This is a genomic window from Micromonospora sp. RTP1Z1, assembly GCF_033804685.1.
Classification (GTDB): domain Bacteria; phylum Actinomycetota; class Actinomycetes; order Mycobacteriales; family Micromonosporaceae; genus Micromonospora.
In genome coordinates, this window is sequence record NZ_JAPFQV010000098.1 from 1 (window position 1) to 16,915 (window position 16,915).

The 16,915-nt window shown below is 68.4% G+C and carries 19 protein-coding genes and 2 pseudogenes; 8 read left to right on the plus strand and 13 right to left on the minus strand.

Annotated features, from left to right (window positions below; genetic code table 11):
• Positions 1–94: 94 nt before the first annotated feature.
• The 4 genes from SLP03_RS29975 to SLP03_RS29990 all read right to left on the minus strand — a co-directional run bounded on the left by SLP03_RS29975 (position 95) and on the right by SLP03_RS29990 (position 3,668).
• Positions 95–1,294 carry an ISAs1 family transposase gene (locus SLP03_RS29975; protein WP_319464027.1) on the minus strand — a complete coding sequence of 400 codons (1,200 nt, stop codon included), beginning with the start codon at positions 1,292–1,294 and terminating at the stop codon, positions 95–97.
• Positions 1,295–1,562: 268 nt separating this feature from the next.
• Positions 1,563–1,889, minus strand: coding sequence for a transposase family protein (locus SLP03_RS29980; protein WP_319464010.1), 327 nt, complete (start codon positions 1,887–1,889; stop codon positions 1,563–1,565).
• A 23-nt stretch (positions 1,890–1,912) separates the two neighbouring features.
• Positions 1,913–3,016 carry a phospho-N-acetylmuramoyl-pentapeptide-transferase gene (mraY, locus tag SLP03_RS29985; protein WP_319464011.1) on the minus strand — a complete coding sequence of 368 codons (1,104 nt, stop codon included), beginning with the start codon at positions 3,014–3,016 and terminating at the stop codon, positions 1,913–1,915.
• A 28-nt stretch (positions 3,017–3,044) separates the two neighbouring features.
• The gene (locus SLP03_RS29990) at positions 3,045–3,668 is read right to left on the minus strand and encodes a DinB family protein (RefSeq protein WP_319464012.1); all 624 of its coding nucleotides are present in this window, start codon (positions 3,666–3,668) and stop codon (positions 3,045–3,047) included.
• A gap of 948 nt (positions 3,669–4,616) precedes the next feature.
• Here SLP03_RS29990 and SLP03_RS29995 point away from each other — a divergent pair.
• Positions 4,617–4,934: a hypothetical protein gene (locus SLP03_RS29995; protein WP_319464013.1), complete on the plus strand. Its 318-nt coding sequence runs from the start codon at positions 4,617–4,619 to the stop codon at positions 4,932–4,934.
• A 644-nt stretch (positions 4,935–5,578) separates the two neighbouring features.
• Here the strand turns inward: SLP03_RS29995 and SLP03_RS30000 are convergent.
• The 4 genes from SLP03_RS30000 to SLP03_RS30015 form a co-directional block, all read right to left on the minus strand.
• Positions 5,579–7,426: a glycoside hydrolase family 15 protein gene (locus SLP03_RS30000; RefSeq protein ID WP_319464014.1), complete on the minus strand. Its 1,848-nt coding sequence runs from the start codon at positions 7,424–7,426 to the stop codon at positions 5,579–5,581.
• A 433-nt stretch (positions 7,427–7,859) separates the two neighbouring features.
• Entirely contained in the window at positions 7,860–8,138 is a 279-nt protein-coding gene (locus SLP03_RS30005) for a hypothetical protein (protein WP_319464015.1), read from the minus strand.
• 147 nt (positions 8,139–8,285) lie between these two features.
• Positions 8,286–8,453, minus strand: coding sequence for a hypothetical protein (locus SLP03_RS30010; RefSeq protein WP_319464016.1), 168 nt, complete (start codon positions 8,451–8,453; stop codon positions 8,286–8,288).
• 85 nt (positions 8,454–8,538) lie between these two features.
• Positions 8,539–8,823 carry a YfbM family protein gene (locus SLP03_RS30015; protein WP_319464028.1) on the minus strand — a complete coding sequence of 95 codons (285 nt, stop codon included), beginning with the start codon at positions 8,821–8,823 and terminating at the stop codon, positions 8,539–8,541.
• A 226-nt stretch (positions 8,824–9,049) separates the two neighbouring features.
• On the opposite strand from SLP03_RS30015, the gene SLP03_RS30020 reads away from it, so the two are divergent.
• The gene (locus SLP03_RS30020) at positions 9,050–9,829 is read left to right on the plus strand and encodes an FkbM family methyltransferase (protein ID WP_319464017.1); all 780 of its coding nucleotides are present in this window, start codon (positions 9,050–9,052) and stop codon (positions 9,827–9,829) included.
• A gap of 83 nt (positions 9,830–9,912) precedes the next feature.
• On the opposite strand, the gene SLP03_RS30025 is transcribed toward SLP03_RS30020, so the two are convergent.
• Together SLP03_RS30025 and SLP03_RS30030 are read right to left on the minus strand one after the other, a co-directional pair.
• Positions 9,913–10,053, minus strand: coding sequence for a hypothetical protein (locus SLP03_RS30025; protein WP_319464018.1), 141 nt, complete (start codon positions 10,051–10,053; stop codon positions 9,913–9,915).
• 39 nt (positions 10,054–10,092) lie between these two features.
• The gene (locus SLP03_RS30030) at positions 10,093–11,271 is read right to left on the minus strand and encodes a hypothetical protein (RefSeq protein WP_319464019.1); all 1,179 of its coding nucleotides are present in this window, start codon (positions 11,269–11,271) and stop codon (positions 10,093–10,095) included.
• A gap of 609 nt (positions 11,272–11,880) precedes the next feature.
• On the opposite strand from SLP03_RS30030, the gene SLP03_RS30035 reads away from it, so the two are divergent.
• The 3 genes and pseudogenes from SLP03_RS30035 (at position 11,881) to SLP03_RS30045 (ending at position 13,406) form a co-directional block, all read left to right on the plus strand.
• A complete protein-coding gene (locus SLP03_RS30035; protein WP_319464020.1) occupies positions 11,881–12,630 on the plus strand; it encodes an integrase core domain-containing protein in 750 nt (249 codons plus the stop codon).
• 42 nt (positions 12,631–12,672) lie between these two features.
• Positions 12,673–12,849: pseudogene (locus SLP03_RS30040) on the plus strand (helix-turn-helix domain-containing protein); the annotation flags it as partial.
• Positions 12,850–12,935: 86 nt separating this feature from the next.
• The gene (locus SLP03_RS30045) at positions 12,936–13,406 is read left to right on the plus strand and encodes a hypothetical protein (RefSeq protein WP_319464021.1); all 471 of its coding nucleotides are present in this window, start codon (positions 12,936–12,938) and stop codon (positions 13,404–13,406) included.
• Positions 13,407–13,412: 6 nt separating this feature from the next.
• On the opposite strand, the gene SLP03_RS30050 is transcribed toward SLP03_RS30045, so the two are convergent.
• On the minus strand, positions 13,413–13,835 hold the full coding sequence (locus tag SLP03_RS30050; protein ID WP_319464022.1) for a thioesterase family protein: 423 nt from the start codon (positions 13,833–13,835) through the stop codon (positions 13,413–13,415).
• A 98-nt stretch (positions 13,836–13,933) separates the two neighbouring features.
• Here SLP03_RS30050 and SLP03_RS30055 point away from each other — a divergent pair, with 98 nt between their 5' ends.
• Positions 13,934–14,416, plus strand: coding sequence for a hypothetical protein (locus SLP03_RS30055; protein WP_319464023.1), 483 nt, complete (start codon positions 13,934–13,936; stop codon positions 14,414–14,416).
• 108 nt (positions 14,417–14,524) lie between these two features.
• A complete protein-coding gene (locus SLP03_RS30060; RefSeq protein WP_319464024.1) occupies positions 14,525–14,959 on the plus strand; it encodes a hypothetical protein in 435 nt (144 codons plus the stop codon).
• A gap of 116 nt (positions 14,960–15,075) precedes the next feature.
• Here SLP03_RS30060 and SLP03_RS30065 read toward each other — a convergent pair whose 3' ends face one another.
• Together SLP03_RS30065 and SLP03_RS30070 are read right to left on the minus strand one after the other, a co-directional pair.
• The gene (locus SLP03_RS30065; protein ID WP_319464025.1) at positions 15,076–15,441 is read right to left on the minus strand and encodes an integrase core domain-containing protein; all 366 of its coding nucleotides are present in this window, start codon (positions 15,439–15,441) and stop codon (positions 15,076–15,078) included.
• On the minus strand, positions 15,425–16,150 hold the full coding sequence (locus SLP03_RS30070; protein ID WP_319464026.1) for a helix-turn-helix domain-containing protein: 726 nt from the start codon (positions 16,148–16,150) through the stop codon (positions 15,425–15,427). Before SLP03_RS30070 ends, SLP03_RS30065 begins: the two co-directional genes overlap by 17 nt.
• Before the next feature lie 45 nt (positions 16,151–16,195).
• Between SLP03_RS30070 and SLP03_RS30075 the strand changes: the two are divergent.
• Positions 16,196–16,495: pseudogene (locus SLP03_RS30075) on the plus strand (transposase family protein); the annotation flags it as partial.
• Between the last annotated feature and the right edge of the window lie 420 nt (positions 16,496–16,915).

Sequence of the window (16,915 nt, forward strand, 5' to 3'; positions counted from 1 at the left end):
GGCTTTGCTGGCACCTCGGGGTCGGGTACCGGGTGATGCGATGTCACGGGGGTGGATCTCCTCGCACGCCCTCACGGGTCAGAGTTTCAGCAGGTCACCCTGCCTTCCCCAAGGATGACACAGAGGGGTTCGTGCGGTGGTAGCCGATCGAGGTGTTGCGTAGGGTGGCGATGACGGCGGGTCCAGTGCCGGTGCGGGCCTGGTGGAGGTCTTCACGGAACGTGACGTCCCGGACGTGGTGGACCAGGTTCTCGATGTGCCATTCGCGGCGGGCCCAGTCCTGCAGGTCGGCGGGTTGGGCCTGCTCGGCGGGTAGAGAGACCGTGTAGTAGGTGGTCTCGCGGCTGGTCTTTCCGCCGGTGGTGCGGGTGCGGATGATCCGGATGGCCTGCTGTGCGTGGGGGAACCTGATTCCGCCGGGGGTGTGCACGGTGATGGCTTTGACGGTGCGGGTCTCGCGGCGGCCGTGCCCGGTGTCGCGGCGGCGGTCGCCGACGGGGACGTCGGGCCAGGGTAGAGCTTTGAGCTGGGCGAACAGGGTGGGCTGGTTGCCTTTCGTGGGGATCATCAGGTGGGCGCCGCGGGCGGCGATCTCGTTGGCGTGGGCGGTCTGGGTGTGCAGCGCGTCGGCAATGAACAGCAGACCGGCCAGGCTGCCCAACACGGTCTCGACCGCGTCGAGCAGCGGCGCGAACGCGGGGATCTCGTTGCTTTTCGCGCTCACGGTGACCTGGGCCAGGACGATGCCGGTGCTGGTGTCCAGCGCGGAGAGCAGGTGAACCTGGCCGCCGTCGCGGCGGCGGGCACCCCGAAGGGTTTTCCCGTCCACGGCGATCACCGTCCGATACCGGTGCGGCCGAGGCGTGGTCACTTCCCGGGCGCGGGCGGTCAGCCAACCTGCCAGGACGGTGGACAGCAGCCCGTCGTCCAGGCGAGTCAGCAGCCGCCACACCGTCGTGCCCACCGGCACCCCATGATCGAACCCGAGCCGGTCGCGGGCCGGCTCGTCCAGATCGTGCAGCCAGTCGGTGATCGCGGCGAACGACGATGCCCCCGCCAGGACCGCGCACACCGCGACCGCCAGGAGGCCCGACAGCGGATACCGCACCCCACGCGGGTCACGGGGATCCGGGACCGCCGACAAGGCATGCAACAACCCCGCGCACTCACCCTCGGTGACCGCAGGTGGTGATGTGTCAGGGGTACCGCCGGCGACGGCGGAGAGTGCGGGGATCAAGCATGATGACATCGGCGGGTGAGGTCCTCGGGTGTCGTGAAGCGTAGAGAACTCCATGATCACCGACGCGATCTCACCCGCTCTTCCGGCCTCCACAGAGGCCACTCACTACGCACATCACCAGCTCAGGGCACCCGCCGACCGACTACGCAATCGCCCTGCCCTTCGCCAAGGGTCGCCACCTTGGTATTGGTCCTTTGCTGGCTTGGCTCACGGTGCTGTTTCATCGCCACGTTGGGGTCATGGAGGGGTCAGTCTCCTCACGGGCTACCACTTTCCGGCGCTTGGAGGCGGCGAGCAGGTGACGGTACGCACTGAGGTGATCTCAGCAAGGAATTGGTAGGTAGCGGTGTTCGAATTGGGTCAGTACGAGTGCTGCTCTGACGAGCATTCCGATCTTGGTGGGGCTGGCGGTGGTGTGTCGCAGGGTCTTCCAGCGTCCGGTGAGAAGGGCGAAGCCGCGTTTGCCGCGGCAGCGCATCGACCGGAGTATCAGGTTGTACGTCCGGTTATCGACGGCGAGAGTTTTCCCGTCGGCGGGTTGCCGGGTGGGGGTGTGCACGCCATGACCTGCGCCTTCGTGGCCGGCGTCGGCGAGGGTCGGCAGGTCCAGTTGTGGCGCGGCTGCCCGGCGGATCACCGTCGGTGGCACGACACAGGCTTGTCGCGTGGCTTTTATCCAACGACCGCCAAGAAATCCGAGTAGAACAGGCCCAGGCCGACCGCCACGCAGACGCCGGCCACGATCCAGAACCGGACCACAATTTTGACCTCGCTCCATCCGGCCAGCTCGAAGTGGTGGTGCAACGGCACCATCCGGAAGACACGTCTACCGGTGGTCCGGAACGAGACGATCTGGATCACCCAGGTCGTCGTGATGATGACGAAGAGCCCGCCGATCATGATCGAAAGCAGCGTGGTGCGGGTTGCCACCGCGAGCCCGCCGATCAGGCCGCCGAGCCCGAGCGAGCCCACGTCACCCATGAAGATCCGCGCCGGGGACGTGTTCCACCACAGGAAGCCCACGCAGGCGGCGGCGGCCGCCGCCGCGATTATGGCGATCTCCAGGGGATCCCGGACCTGGTAGCAGTAGTCGTTCACGTGGGCGTACGCGTCGTCGGCGCACCAATGCCGGTACTGCCAGAAGCCGATCAGCGCGTACGCGCCGAGCACCAGGATCGACGCGCCGGTGGCCAGGCCGTCGAGGCCGTCGGTGAGGTTCACGCCGTTCGACATCGCCATGATCACGAAGACGAAGACCATGACCGCGCCGACCTTGCCGACGTTCAGCCAGCTGATGTCGCGGATGAGCGAGATGTGCTCGCTGGCCACGGTCTGGCCGTTGGTGCTCGGCACGTAGAGCGCGGCGATGCCGAACCCGCCGCCGACGATCGCCTGGCCGAGCAGTTTGCCTTTGGCGGACAGTCCGTCGGAGTTGCGCCGGCGCACCTTGAGGAAGTCGTCGAAGAAACCGACCGCGCCGCAGAAGACGAACAAACCGAGCAGGACGAGAGCCGTCATGGTCGGGCCCTCCTGCGCGATCTGCCGTTCGGGCAGGGTGGTCAGGGCGATGTGCCCGGCGACGTAGGCGAAGACGGTCGCCACGATGAACGTGACGCCGCCCATCGTGGGCGTGCCCTTCTTGCCCTGGTTGCTGGCGAGTCCGATGGATCGGATCGGCTGGCCGGCCTTGAGCGCGGTGAAGACGCGGATCGCCACCGGCGTGCCGAACAGGGAGATGATGAATGCGACCGCGGCCGCGACGATGACCGCCCTCACGGGCGAGCCTCCATGAGATCCGGATTTCTCACGGCGCAGTCCCCACCGGGCAATGCGTGTCGGATAGGTCGGCATGATGCGAGCCGCCGGCCGCTTCCTGCGCAGCCCGCTCGATCTTCGCCCAGTACGCCTCCCGGGCCGCCGTGTCGATCTGCTCCTCGTACTCAGCCATCACCCCGGTCCGGCCATCGAGCTGCTCACGCAGGATGTCGGCGTGTCCGGCATGCCGGGTGGTCTCCTGAAGGACGTGGACCATGATGTTGAACAGCTTGACGTCCGGCCGCGACCACCACGGCACGTGGCCAGGCGCGTCGATGGGAAGCTCTTCGATCGTCGCGTCCGCATGCCCCCAGGCACGCTGATAGAAGTCGATGATCTGCTCGCGGGTCTCGCCCGGGGTCACCCACAGGTCGCTGCCGTCCGCGTCCTGCCATCGCCCCAGCGGCTCCGGGGACGGGCGGCCGAAGACCTCACCGAAATACCAGGCCTCCAGGGTCGCCAGGTGCTTCAACAGGCCAAGGAGGTTGGTCCCCGTCGCTGTCAGAGGACGCCGGACGTCGTACTCGGACAGGCCCTCGAGCTTCCAGACCAGCGCCTGACGTGTCCGCCTGAGCTGGCCGTGCAGGTAGTCCTTCGCGAGATCATCGGTCACGGGACACGAGCTTGCCATCCGACAGCAAGCGGAGCAGCCTTGGGCCTCACCGCGCCGTGGTTCGTAACTCGCCGGCACTAATCCGACGACGATCTTGCAGCGCCAGGCCCGAGGCTGAGTAGTAACAGTTCGCTATGGTCGCGACCATGGTTGATGTCTTCGCGGCCAGCGGTGGCGGCAGTGTCGGCGGTTGGTTTGCGTCGGTTGGAATTGGAATCATCCTTTTCTATGCAGTTGGCCTTGCGCTCCTGTACTGGTGATCAGGCTGGCTGTCCGGCATGCAATCCGGGATGCCGGCGAGCGTCGGTCACGTACGAGGGCCTGACCTGTCACTTCCGCTCGTCAGTCGAATGGCGCACGCCTCTTGGCCGTACCTCGCCTGCCATCCCTCACTGTCTGCCGTCGACCCGCCCTCCTGGGGAGCGGGCCGCCGCCCGGTGCGCCACGTCAAGCGGGCATTGACGCAGGTTCTGACGCTGGCGCGCCGGGCGGTGGTCTGCTCGGCTTGCCCGGGCCGATGGCTGGCGGGATGGCCTACCGCCACCACCCACGGACCGCGACCCGCTGACGGTCTTCGGCCATCCCGGAGCCGGAGCGCCCCCGCCGGAGGCGCCGTAACCGCAAGCTGACCTCTCCGCGACGCGCGTGCCCGGCCCCGGCGTGCCCTGCCCTACGCCGCGCCGGATAGGGCGCGGCCCGGCCCGCTGCCGGCCGACAACACCACCACCTCCTCGGCGCTGTCGTCCACGACGGCCCCTTGGGCTTCAGCTTTCCGCGCCAGCCGCCGGGCGTGTTGCGTTGGGCCGGAGTCGGAGCGCCAGCGGAGCGACGGACGCGCGCCCAGGCGGCGGCGCGTGCGGCCCGTCTCGGGCCGCCTTGATCGATGTAAGGAAAGTTCTCCCACTCGGCCGGCAGCCGGCCGGGCCTCCGCCCTGGAAAGATGACGGCATGGACCGCTTCGAGGGCCGCTGCTGGCTGGACTGGTGGGCGAATTTCTCCACCCTGCTCGGTAGCGTCGAGGCGGGTGTCGTGATTACCGCCGCCAACGCCGGCTGGAAGATCCGCGGTCACCTGGTCAGCGACAGCGACGAGGACCGCGCCGCCTTTGCATTCCTGTGCGACCTCGACCCCGTCTTCTCGCTGCGGTTCGAAGACGAAAGCGCTGTCGCCGTCACCGTGCATCCCACCGATGGGCATCGCCGCTTCAACCTTATTGAGTACATTGGCCCGGTACAGCGATCGGTCGAAAATCGCATCGCTCTGTAGGCAGCACCGAACCAGGCCTGCGACCGATTGGCTCGACAGCAGTTTCAGAACAGGTTGACGTGTCAGTACCCGGTGCTACTCTGGCGCTCGTCGAGCACCCCAGCGCGGCCTTCCTGCCGGATCGCTGGACTCGATGTCGGAGATGCCGAGCGGCTTTCCTGCCGCTGATGCGGGCCACGTCCCGCCGGCTCTCGATCGCACCGGCCGCTGCGCCGGTCCCCTGAATCCGTTGAGCCCGGGAAGTGGCCTTTGACCTGCGTGGGCGATACTGGGATCGAACCAGTGACCTCTTCGGTGTGAAACAGGACGCTGCACCGCCTCTGACCTGCGGAAACGCGGAGCCGCTGGTAGGGGTGGGTGCGGTTGAGGGCCGTTCGATGCCGTTGAGCGCAGTTCAAGGCCCTTCAGGACACCCCGCTGCTCCCAAGGTGCTCCCCGAACCGGCTCTCACCGGCCACCGGCCGCCAGCGGATCGTGAGCTGCAAGCCCAGCGTCTCGGCTGGCACGAGCGCTGGCTGAATGCCGCTGCGGTGGTGTGCGGTGGGGCCCGGGTCCGGAGCCAGAACTGACCGGCGTGACTTCGAGCTCACCGACCCAGACGGCAATCCGATCCAAGTCGCAACCGTCTCAGGGCTGAGGCCGCTCTACTGGCGGCGCCGGGCGTCGGCCTCGACGTCGAGCAGGTCGTTCAGCGCCAGTGCCGAGTTGATCAGGGAGAGGTGGCTGAACGCCTGCGGGTAGTTGCCGATTTGCTCACCGGTCGCGGCGATCTCCTCGGCGTACAGGCCGAGGTGGTTGCTGAAGGTGAACATCTTCTCGAAGGTGAGCCGGGCGTCGTCCAGGCGACCGGAGCGGGCCAGCGCCTCGACGTACCAGAACGTGCACATGTTGAAGGTGCCCTCGTGCCCGGGAAGGCCGTCGGGGGAATGGACCGGGTCGTACCGGTGGACCAGGCTGTCGGAGACCAGCTCGCGCTCGATCGCGTTCAGGGTGGACTGCCAGAGCGGATCGCTCGGCGTCATGAAGCCGACCGCCGGCATGGCGAGCAGCGCCGCGTCCAGCACGTTCTCGTCGTACGCCTGCACGAAGCTCCCGCGTTCCCGGTGGTATCCGCGGGCCATGACCTGGTTGTAGATTTGGTTGCGTTGCTCGGCCCAGCAGGTGATGTCGCCGGGGCGGCCGGTGCGGGTGGCGAGGCGGATGGCCCGGTCCAGCGCGACCCAGGACATCACCCGGCCGAAGGTGTAGTTGCGGGGGTGGTGGCGGCTCTCCCAGATGCCGGCGTCGGCCTGGTCCCAGTGGTGGCAGAGCCAGTCGACGAGCCGGACGGTGCTCTTCCACACCTGGTGCGAGACGCGGATGCCCTGCTCGTCGGCGAGATGCATGGCGTAGAGGGCCTCGCCGTGGATGTCGAGTTGGAGCTGGTCGGCGGCGCCGTTGCCGATCCGCACCGGTCGGGAGCCGCGGTAGCCCTCCAGGTGGTCGAGAATCTCCTCGTGCAGGTCGGAGGAGCCGTCCACCCGATACATGATCTTCAGCGGGTCCTGGTGGTCACCGGCCTCGCGGATCCGCTCGTCCAGCCAGTTCATGTACCGGCTGACCTCCTCGGTGAAGCCGAGGCCGAGCAGCGCGTGCACCGAGAACGACGTGTCGCGTACCCAGGTGTAGCGGTAGTCCCAGTTGCGGGTGCCGCCGACCAGCTCGGGCAGCGCGGCGGTGGGCGCGGCGATCATCGCGCCGGTCGGCGCGTACGTCATGAGCTTCAGCGTGATGGCCGAGCGCTCGACCATTTCCCGCCACCGCCCGGTGTAGCGGGAGCGCTCGACCCAGCGCCGCCAGTAGTCCCGGGTCCACTCGAACATCCCCTGGACCTCTGCCGGCGGAATGATCCGTGGCTCCGTGTCGGCCGTCTCCAGGACCACCCCGCCGGTGTCACCCTCGTTCAGGGTGCCGTACGCGACCAGGTCGCCGTCCTCCAAGCGGACGTCGCCTCCCTGCGAGATCAGCTGCCGCACCGGGTCAACTGGGTTGAAGGTGAGCGCCGCTGACCGGCTGCGGAAGACGTACCCATGGCGGTGGCGCTCCAGTTGGTGCTTCTCCCGGGCGTAGTCGAACCGGGGCCGGCACTCCACCCGGAACCGCATGCTGCCCCGGACCATGTTGACCATGCGGACCAGGCGGTGCGCGTCAGTGGCCCGATCGCCGGTGACCGGCATGAAGTCCATTACCTCGGCGACGCCGTCCGCGCTGATGAACCGGGTGATCAGGATCGGAGTGCCAGGCAGGTAGAGCTGCTTAGTGACGTACCGGACGTCGTGCGGGGCGATGCGAAAGTAGCCACCCCGCTCGCGGTCCAGCAGCGCGGCGAAGATGCTCGGCGAGTCGAAGCGCGGCGCGCAGAACCAGTCGATCGTTCCGTCGCATGTCACCAGCGCGGCGGTCTGCAGGTCGCCGATGAGCCCGTGATCCTCAATCGCCGGATAGCTCTCCACGTCGCCTCCCGGTCTCGACAGCCTCCTGCGCAGTAACCTAAGGGACGAATTGTCGAGTCCGGCTCGATTCGTGGTCAGCCACCCTCTCGCGCGCCCTGGCGCGCCTCGACTAGCCCAGAGGGTGAAGGCCCGCATCCGCAAGGCCGTCCGCGCCCGCGGGCACTTCTTCAACGGGGTCTGTGGGCCTGACGGAGACCTCTCTGCTGCCAACGCCTTGACACAGAGAGGTGCCGTTAGCGAGACAGCCCCGGGCAGTTAGCTCGGAACCCGTCAGGGTAGGGCGATTTTCTGACGAGCGGGATAGCGCCGACAAGGCGCAACCCGGGTTGGGTATTGATTCGCGTCGATCACGACACACGCCCAGCCCAACGCGAGTGCGCCTGATCAGAGGCGGTAGCGGGGATGGGCGTGACGCATCAGGGCTCGCGCTTTTCTACCCGAGTCGGTCAAGAATGTCGGGTTGGCTGGTCGCGGCGGAACCAACTGCGGACCTGGGGCGGCTGGCTAGGAAGAGCAGCGCGACCACCACGAGCGCCTTGGCGACGTTGACCGCCCGCACCCACCAGGGGAACGGCTGGAGCAGGGTCAGGCCGGTGCCGAGCAGCACGATCACCGAGATAAAGATCGCCTGCCGGTACGCCTTGCGCCGGCCCAGCCGCAGGCTGCGGATCACCACCAGGTGGGCGAGCCCGACCAGCGCCACGGGCAGCACGCGGCGTCGTGGTCGATGGTGACAGCAGGTCGAATAGAGCCTCGATCCGGGCCACCAAGATTGGGAGCCGTTGCTGCGCCGAGGCGCCACCGCCGAACTCATGGCCGTCGCACCGTCACCGACCTCGCCGACACTGCGAACGGCCGCTTACCACGACAGCCGGGCGAGCGTTATCGGCTCAGGATGTCGCGGTACACCGACGTCCAGCGCCCATCTGCGCGCCCGTTCCTCCTCGGTGCCCAGCTGCAGCACCGGCAGCACCGGCAGCACCGGCAGCACCGGCTCGCCTCCGGCGACCAGGAGCAGGCGGTCCAAGACTCGAAAGTCGGTGCCGGTCTGGCCGGGCTTTGTTGGGGTGCCCGCCTGATCATCAGGCAATCAAGACAGCGGAGTGTTTGCGTCAGGTGATGACCACCAGCACGGCCTGACCGTTCGCGGCTGCAGTGCGGTAGAAGCGGCGCAATCCCGTGAAGTGCGACATAAGGTAGTCGAACTCGTCAGTGCCGTTGGTCCAGATGTCCGGGTAGATATCGGCCGCCGCCATGGCCTCCGGGTCGAAGTCGGCGCGCAACATCTCCACCTCCAGTGCATCGAGCGCGGTGGCGACGGCGCGGACGGTGTCCTGGTCGAGCAGCCGAGGCGGACCATAACCACCATCCTGGCCGATCTCGACGCCGCCGAGGATCGCTGCGCCAGCGCCCTCACCGGTCTGCCAGGGATCCCGTTCGGGGTGGCGAACTTCAAGCTGGTGCTGGCGGCGCTCTGGCCGCTGGGCTAGGAGGTCGTTGACGCGCCCCGACCGGCCACCACCCCTAGGGCATCCTAGGAGGCTGAGTTCCCGGCGACCGCGGGGTCGCCGGGAAGACGCGAATCGCCCTCGCATCGGCCCTGGCGCGACTACGGTCGGAGCAGTGGTCGATCACCTCACCGCGGTCGAGGCACTCAAGGCGGACCCGGCCCTGTCCGGGCTGCGCCGCTCCCTCGAGGCGTACTACGGCGACCCGGCCCGCGAGGCCGCGATGGACGCCTTCTACGCCCCCTTCCTCCACCCCGCCGACCTGGTCTTCGACATCGGCGCGCACGTCGGCGACCGGCTCGGCAGCTTCCGGCGCCTGGGCGCGCGCGTGGTGGCCGTCGAGCCGCAACCGCTCTGCGCCCGCGCGCTGCGCGCGCTCTACGCGGGCGACCCGCAGGTGATCGTGGTCGAGGCGGCCTGCGGCGCCCGTTCGGACCCGGTCCGGCTGCACGTCAACTCGGCCAATCCCACCATCTCCACCGCGTCCCCGCAGTTCATCGCGGCGGCCGCCGGGGCCGACGGCTGGGCGCACGAGACCTGGGACGCCGAGGTCGAGGTCGCCGGCACGACGCTGGACAGGCTCGTCGCCGCGCACGGCGTACCGGCCTTCGCGAAAATCGACGTCGAGGGCTTCGAGGAAGCCGTGCTGGCGGGCCTGACCCGCCCGCTGCCGGCGCTGTCGTTCGAGTTCACCACCATCGCCCGGGAGCCGGCCCGGCGCTGCCTGGACCGGCTCACCGGGCTCGGCTTCACCCGGTTCAACGTCGCGCTCGGCGACGAGATGGCCCTCGCCCTGCCGGAGTGGCTGCCCGCGGCGGAGGTGACGGCGTACCTGGGCGCGCTGCCGCACGAGGCCAACTCCGGCGACGTGTACTGCCGGTTCCGGTCGGCCTGACACCAGAGGTCAGGCACCGCGGAAACGCGATGCGGCCCGCCGCCCGAGGGTCACCCGAGCGGCGGGCCGCGGCATGCGGAGCGTCAGCCGACGGTTCCGCACCACCACTCGACGCAGCCGACCTCGAACGCCTTGAGGATCGTCTCCGTCACCTCGCTGCCGTCGGTGGCCACCACGTGGGTCCGGAGCGCGACCCGGCCCTGCTTGAGGGCCGGGAGCGCCACCGCCCAACGGTCGCCATCGGCCTGGACCTAGGCCGCGGCCTAGGTCGCGCCGCCGTCGACCGAATATTCGACCCCGACCTCCCGTACCGGCCCACCGGTCGAGCCTGTCTGCCGGGCGATGGACACATGGAAGGTGGACGGCTTGCCGATGACGACCTCTTCCAGCCCACTGAGCGGCAGGTCGTACCGGATGTCCAGCAACTCCTCCGCCCGCGTCTGGTTGTCGGTCGTGTGCCCGTAGCGGAACCGCCACTCGTCCGTGATCGTGTCGGACATCGGCCAGTCGCTGCCCATCTCCTCGCCGCCGTCACGGTGCGCGCTGACCGTCAGCCGGTACCACTCGTTGCCCGGAGCAAGCCGGAACTCGCCCCTGCCGGGGACGTCGTTGTCCGCGACGGCGGGGCCGTCGTCCCGGGTCAGCACGGTACGGCCGGTGTCCATCCCCGGCAGCCAGTCGGAGCGATGACCGGCGGCGTCGGAGAACATCGGCAGCGCGATCGACAGGTCGTCGCCGGTGCGGGCCACCTGCGGCTCGCCGCCTGCGCCGAGCGCCGACAGCGACGGGTTGAACGGCGCCTTGAGCCACTCGTCGGAGTATGTCGTGCCCGCCCGGTACACCGTGGGTGCCGAGTACTGCGCGCCGACGACGGCGCCCTCGCCATCCAGGATGTGGAACGTGGCCGTGGTCCACGGCACGTCCGGCGACAGGTAGACATCGGCGGCGGCGGGCGTACGCGTCACGGTGTGCTGCTGCACCCAGACCAGGCCGTCGTGCTCGATCCAGCCGTACAGCGCCTTGATGTCGTTCGGATACCCCGGCGTCCAGTGCGTGGTGCGCACCTTGGCGAGATCAGCGGCCCGGTCGAGCCACTGCATACCGGCCGGCACCCGGCCGTCGACCTGGTGGAAGGTCAGGTAGTGATATTCACTCGCCCTGGTGCCGGTCACCCGCAGCGTCAGCGGGCCGTTGGCGAGCAGCGCCCGCAACCGCTTCGTGTTGGGGAGGTCGATGCTCAGGATCGGGTCGGTGGGCTGGGACCCCTGGATGAATCCACTGATGATAATCAGCCCCGCGCCGGCGGACTTGATGGCGTTGTAGCGGGCGGTGCGCTCGGCGGGGGGCGCGGTGTAGCCGGGCTCGAAGAGCACAGCCTTGCCGGCCAGATCCAGGCCGCTGATGTCGGCCGCGTTGCCGACGTCGACGACCACGCCGGTCACGTCGCCGTACCAACCGGCGAAGTAGTACGGATTGATCGTGACGTCGATCGGCCTACCCGTGGTGGTGTCCCGGGCGGTGATCCAGCCCTGCTGGAAGCTGCCCGCACCGAAGAACGTGAGGCCGGGCAGCTCGGCGCCGCCGCGCGTAGACCGAGTGGGCGGTGGCCATCAACGGCGCGACCAGGCCGGTGGTGCCAGCGCCGCCGCCGCCGACCCGGGACACCAGGCCGGTGCCGGCGTACTCGCTGGAGACGGCGTCGTCGCGGTCGACAGCCAATTCATCGTTATGTATGTCGCTACGCCTGCTCTATCTCGTGTTCTGCCGCACCGTGGGCTTGCTCGCTCTGCTCGCCCACACCAGCGCGGCCAAAGATGTAGAGATCTTGGTCCTGCGTCATGAGAACGCGGTCCTGCGCCGCCGGCACCCGAATCCGCGTCTGGACTGGGTCGACCGGGCGGTGCTCGCCGCGCTGATCAAGCTCCTGCCTCAGGCACTGAAGGTGCATCGGCTCGTCACCCCGGCCACAGTCATTGCGATGGCACCAGCGCCTGGTCGCCCGGCACTGGACATATCCCCGCCGGCGGGGCCGCCCACCAGTCGATCCGGTCGTGGCCGGGCTGATCGAGCAGATGGCCCGCGACAATCCCGGCTGGGACTACCAGCGCATCCACGGCGAACTACGCGGCCTCGGCCACCACGTGAGCGTGTCCACCATCCGCCGGATCCTCCAACGACTCGGCATACCACCAGCGCCCGTGCGCCACGACCACACCACCTGGCGGCGCTTCCCTTCCACCCAGGCATCGACCATACTCGCCTGCGACTTCTTCCATGTCGACTGCGCGCTCACCCTCAAGCGCTTGTACGTCTTCTTCGTGATAAAGGGCGGCAGCAGCTACGTCCACATCCTCGGCATCACCGCCAACCCGGACGGGCCGTGGACGGTCCAGCAGGCCAGGAATCCGCTCATGGACCTCGGCGAACGCACAGACCAGTACACCGTCCTCATTCGGGACCGAGCTGGACAGTTCACCGCTGCATTCGACGCCGTGCTGGCCGACGCCGGCATCACCGTGTGCAAGATTCCACCGCGCAGCCCGCGAGCCAACGCCGACGCGGAAAGATTCGTGCTCGCCGCCCGCACCGACGTCACCGACCGCATGCTCATCCTCGGCGAACGACACCTACACCGAACGCTCGGCGAATACGCCCGGCACTACAACGGCCGGCGGCCACACCGGGTACTGCAGTTGCAACCCCCACGCTCCGACCGCCCCGTCATCGACCTGAACGACGAACGGATCAAACGCCGACCCGTCCTCGGCGGGCTCATCAACGAATACGAACGCGCCGCGTAAGGCCCAGGTCAGACCCAGGAGCCAGGATTTGGCACCCCACAGGTCGCCGAGGGCCACTCGAACGCGGCGATCGCCGCGAGGCTGCACGTCCCGGAGGCGACGGTCGGCAAGCACGTGGGCAACATCCTGACCAAGCTGGACCTGCCACCCAGCGACGACACCAACCGCCGCGTCCTCGCGGTCCTCACCTACCTCGGGACGCGCCCCGCGACACCGTGAACGGGGTTGCGCGGATAAACGATCTTCGACCACACTCCCCCCGACGTCCCGCCACACACCGGCGGGCCTGACCCAACGGGGATTCCATGGAGCCGTTGCACCCGGAGCCGACCGCACGGCGTCCGGTCTGGATGTGGGCCGGCGCCGCCGCCGGGCTCGGACTCGCCGTCACCATGTTCCTGAACAACAGCGGACCCCGCACCCCCGCCGCGGCGGCCCGGCCGACCGCCACCGGTACCTTCGTGGTCACCGGCGCGGTGGTACTCGGCGACGGAGCCTCCTTCACCCGGGACGACCACCTCGGCTGCGCCGGCACAGGCGGCTACGCCGACGTCAGGGACGGTGCGCCGGTGCTCATCGCGACCGCCGGCGGGTTTGCCGCCGGGAAGCTGACCGACCCCCGCGCGCTCACCGACGGCACCTGCCGGTTCTTCTTCACCGTCCGCGGAGTGCCCGCCGGGCAGGACACCTACCTGCTCATGGTCGCCGACCAGGAATCCCACCAGTACGTCGAACAGGAGCTCAAGGCCTGGCTGGTGAGCCTGCGCGTCGACTGAAACCGGTCAGAGGTTCAGCGGTCCGGGGTCGGTGGCGAGTGCTCGGAATCGTTCCCGGGGTTCGGGGACGAGCCGCCGGGCGGACAGGTCCAGCAGGCCGCCGACCCCGGTCACGGTGGCGACCTGGCTGCCGTCCGGGCGGGTGAAGTCCTGCCCGATCTGGAACGTCTTCCCCTCACCCCAGCCGAACTCGCAGGTCACGTCGACCTCGTCGCCACCGCGCAGCTCCCGCAGGTACTTCACGGTGACCTCCAGGGCGACCGGCCCCACCCCGCCGGCGATCAGCCGGTCCTGGGAGATCCCGGCGGCGCGCAGGCACTCCCACCGGGCGTGCTCGCTGTACTGCAGGTAGACGGCCTGGTTGAGGTGGCCCTGGGTGTCGAGTTCGTACCCACGGACGGTGATGCGCACCCGGAACGGATCTGCCATACCGGCGAGCCTAACCAGCCCGCCCGGACGAACGGGGCCGCGCTGCCCATTGATCATCTGATAGGTTCCGCCACCGTACACAGGACGGGGAAGAAACTGTGCGGACTACTCGGCTTGCCCTGTGCGGCACGGCCATCCTGGCGGCGACGGCCCTGACCGGCTGCGGCGACAACACCGACTCGACGGGCGCCACCGCCCCGCCCAGCCGCACCGCGGTCGCCACGCCACAGGCGGTCGCCACCAGCACCGACCCGGACTCGGCCCTGCAGGCCGACGCCAAGGAAGCCTGCACCACAATCGGCGAGGACATCGCGAGCACCCGGGCGAAGGTTGCCAAGGCGGAGAAGATCAGCCCGCCGGCCGGGCACTCCGCCGTCAGCGCGCAGTACTCCGCCGGCGCGGCCGGCGCGTACGTGAATACCTTCACCTCCAGCGACGCGATCAACAACGCCGCCAAGCAGGTCGCGATCGCGATGACGGAGCTGGCCGACGCGTACGCGAAGAACCCGAAGCAGAAGCCGAGCACGGCGGACCTGGACGCGGCTGTCAAGCAGGTGAAGGCGGTCTGCGCGGCCGGCTGAGCGAATCCCGGCCGCCGCATTTGAGGTGCGGTCGCCCGGCCCGGCGCTCTACGGTCCCCCGGTGAGCCTTGAGATCGTGAGCCTGCGGAGCGCCCGGACCTCGCCCCGTTGCTGATCAACCAGGACTTCGACGGCGCCTGGCCGACCTTCATGATCCAGGACCTGATCAGTCCCGTCTACTACGTGGTCGCTGACGACCTCTACCCTGACCTGGTGTTCGCGGCGATCGACCCGGCCGAGCCGGGTCGGGCCGTCGCCCGCGGGTACGCCGTCCCGGTGCACTGGACCGAGCCGGAGCTGCCCGAGACCGGCTGGGACAAGATGATCCAGCGGGCCACCGTCGACCGGCACACCGGCAGGGAACCGACGATGGTGTCGGCGTTGGAGATTTGCATCCGGCCGGACCGGCGCGGCGACGGCGTGTCCGCGCTGATGTTGGCCGCGATGCGGGAGGCGGTCGCGAAGCGGGGCTTCGACACTGTGGGTGCAGTGCCGAATGCCCCATCCAGGGGCTGTGACCTGCCGGTTCTCGGATACGGCTGAAGTCCACGAGACCGGGTACGCCAGGATGATCCATCGTGCTGCTGCGACTGCCTTACCTGTCGCTCACGAGCGTGTTCACCAACATACGGCTGTACCGCTCGGAAAGTCGGTCACAGCTACGCGGCCTGGGAGTATTCGTTGATCAGTCCGTTGAGGATCTTCCTGCGGCGCACTCGTGCGGCGTTCATGTCGGCGACCGATGGGGGCGGTGTGTCGGCGGCGTCGGGCGGTTGTTGGTGCCGGGCTTGGTGCGGCCGGTGGTCGTTGTAGTGGGCCACGTACTCCTCGAGGGTGGCCAGTAGGTGACGTTGGTTGTAGATCAGCATCCGGTCGAGGCATTCACGGCGGACCGTGCGTACCCACCGCTCCGCGTACGCGTTCGCCCTCGGCGCCCGAGGCGGAGTGCGCAGGACCTCGATGCTTTCGGTGGTGAAGACGTCGTCGAAGGCGGCGGTGTACTTGCTGTCACGGTCGCGGATCAAGAACCTGAACCGGGCGACTCGGTCGCCGAGATCCAACATCAGGTTCCGGGCCTGCTGAGTGACCCACTCCCCTGTCGGATGCCTCGTGGCGCCGAGAATGTGAACTCGCCGGGTGCCGATCTCCATCAGGAACAGGACGTAGATGCGGGTCAGACCGATCGTCCACGTGCAGGAAATCGCAGGCGAGCATGCCTTTGGCCTGGGTGGTCAGGAACTTGGTCCAGGTCGGCCCGCCACGACGCGGAGCCGGGTCGACACCGGCGACGGTCAGGATGGTCCACACCGTGCTGGCCGCGACCCGATAGCCAAGCCTGAGCAGTTCGCCCTGAACCCGGCGGTGGCCCCAGGTCGGGTTTTCCCAGGCCAGGCGCAGCACCAGGGCACGGATCTCTGCCCGTATCGGAGGACGCCCGGGTCGTCGTTGCGGGTAGGTCCACTTCCTGGCGACCAGCTCACGGTGCCACCGCAGCAAGGTTGCCGGGGTGACGAAGAACGTCGACCAGCGGGTACGAGGCAGCATCCGAGACAGGGCTGACAGCACGGCTCGGTCGGTCGGCTCCAGGTCCGGACGTGCGACCTGCCGGCGCAACACCGCGACCTGATGACGCAACACCAGGACTTCGATGTCCTTTGACCGCTCGCCACGTAAGCACTGCACCACCAGCCGCAGGATCTGACACAGGATCAGGTAGCCGAAGGACAGGAACATGCCCGCCACGATGCCCGGGGACGGTTGATCCGCCCCGCACAAAACCGCACTTCAGGGGCCAGAATCAGGTTTCCGAGCGGGTACAGGCCGGTCATGGCCGACGGCGGCTACCGCGGCAACCCGGAAGTGATCATCCCGTACCGCAAGCCCTCCGACGGCAGCGAACTACCCGACTGGAAAGCCGACCTGAACAGGCAGCACCGCATTGTGCGTGCCCAGGTCGAACACGCCCTGGCCAGGATGAAGTGCTGGAAAATCCTGCGCGACTACCGCCGCGCCGCCCGCACATTGACCGACGCCGCTTCCGGCATCGCCCACCTCCACAACATCGCCCTCGCCGGCTGACGGCCAGTCCGGCGCAGGGCAACGCCTTCAGCGAGTTACGAGACGTCCCTTAGTGTAAATCTAGCTGCTTGCTGACCTCTTCGGATCTGCCGAAGAGGTCACCGAGCAGGAACCCCTTGTCAGGGCGTTGCCAGTGAGATCCGGGTACCAGCGGGCGAGACGAGCGCCGACATCTAGATGGCCGGGTAGGCGGCGGGAATCTCACCCGCCGCCCCCCACAGATCCGTACGTGACAGTCTCCCGTCATACGGCTCTTGTCGTCCTGATCATCTAGTACGGCAGCCGCCATTGGCGGTCTGACCTGGCGGGATGCGGTGGGGGGTGTGCGAAGTGGACGCAGCCGCCTGTCGATCATGTGCTTGTGAGGACTACAAGATCGAAGGCGGCTGCTGCTGCCAGGGTAGCGGCCAGGCGCGCGGT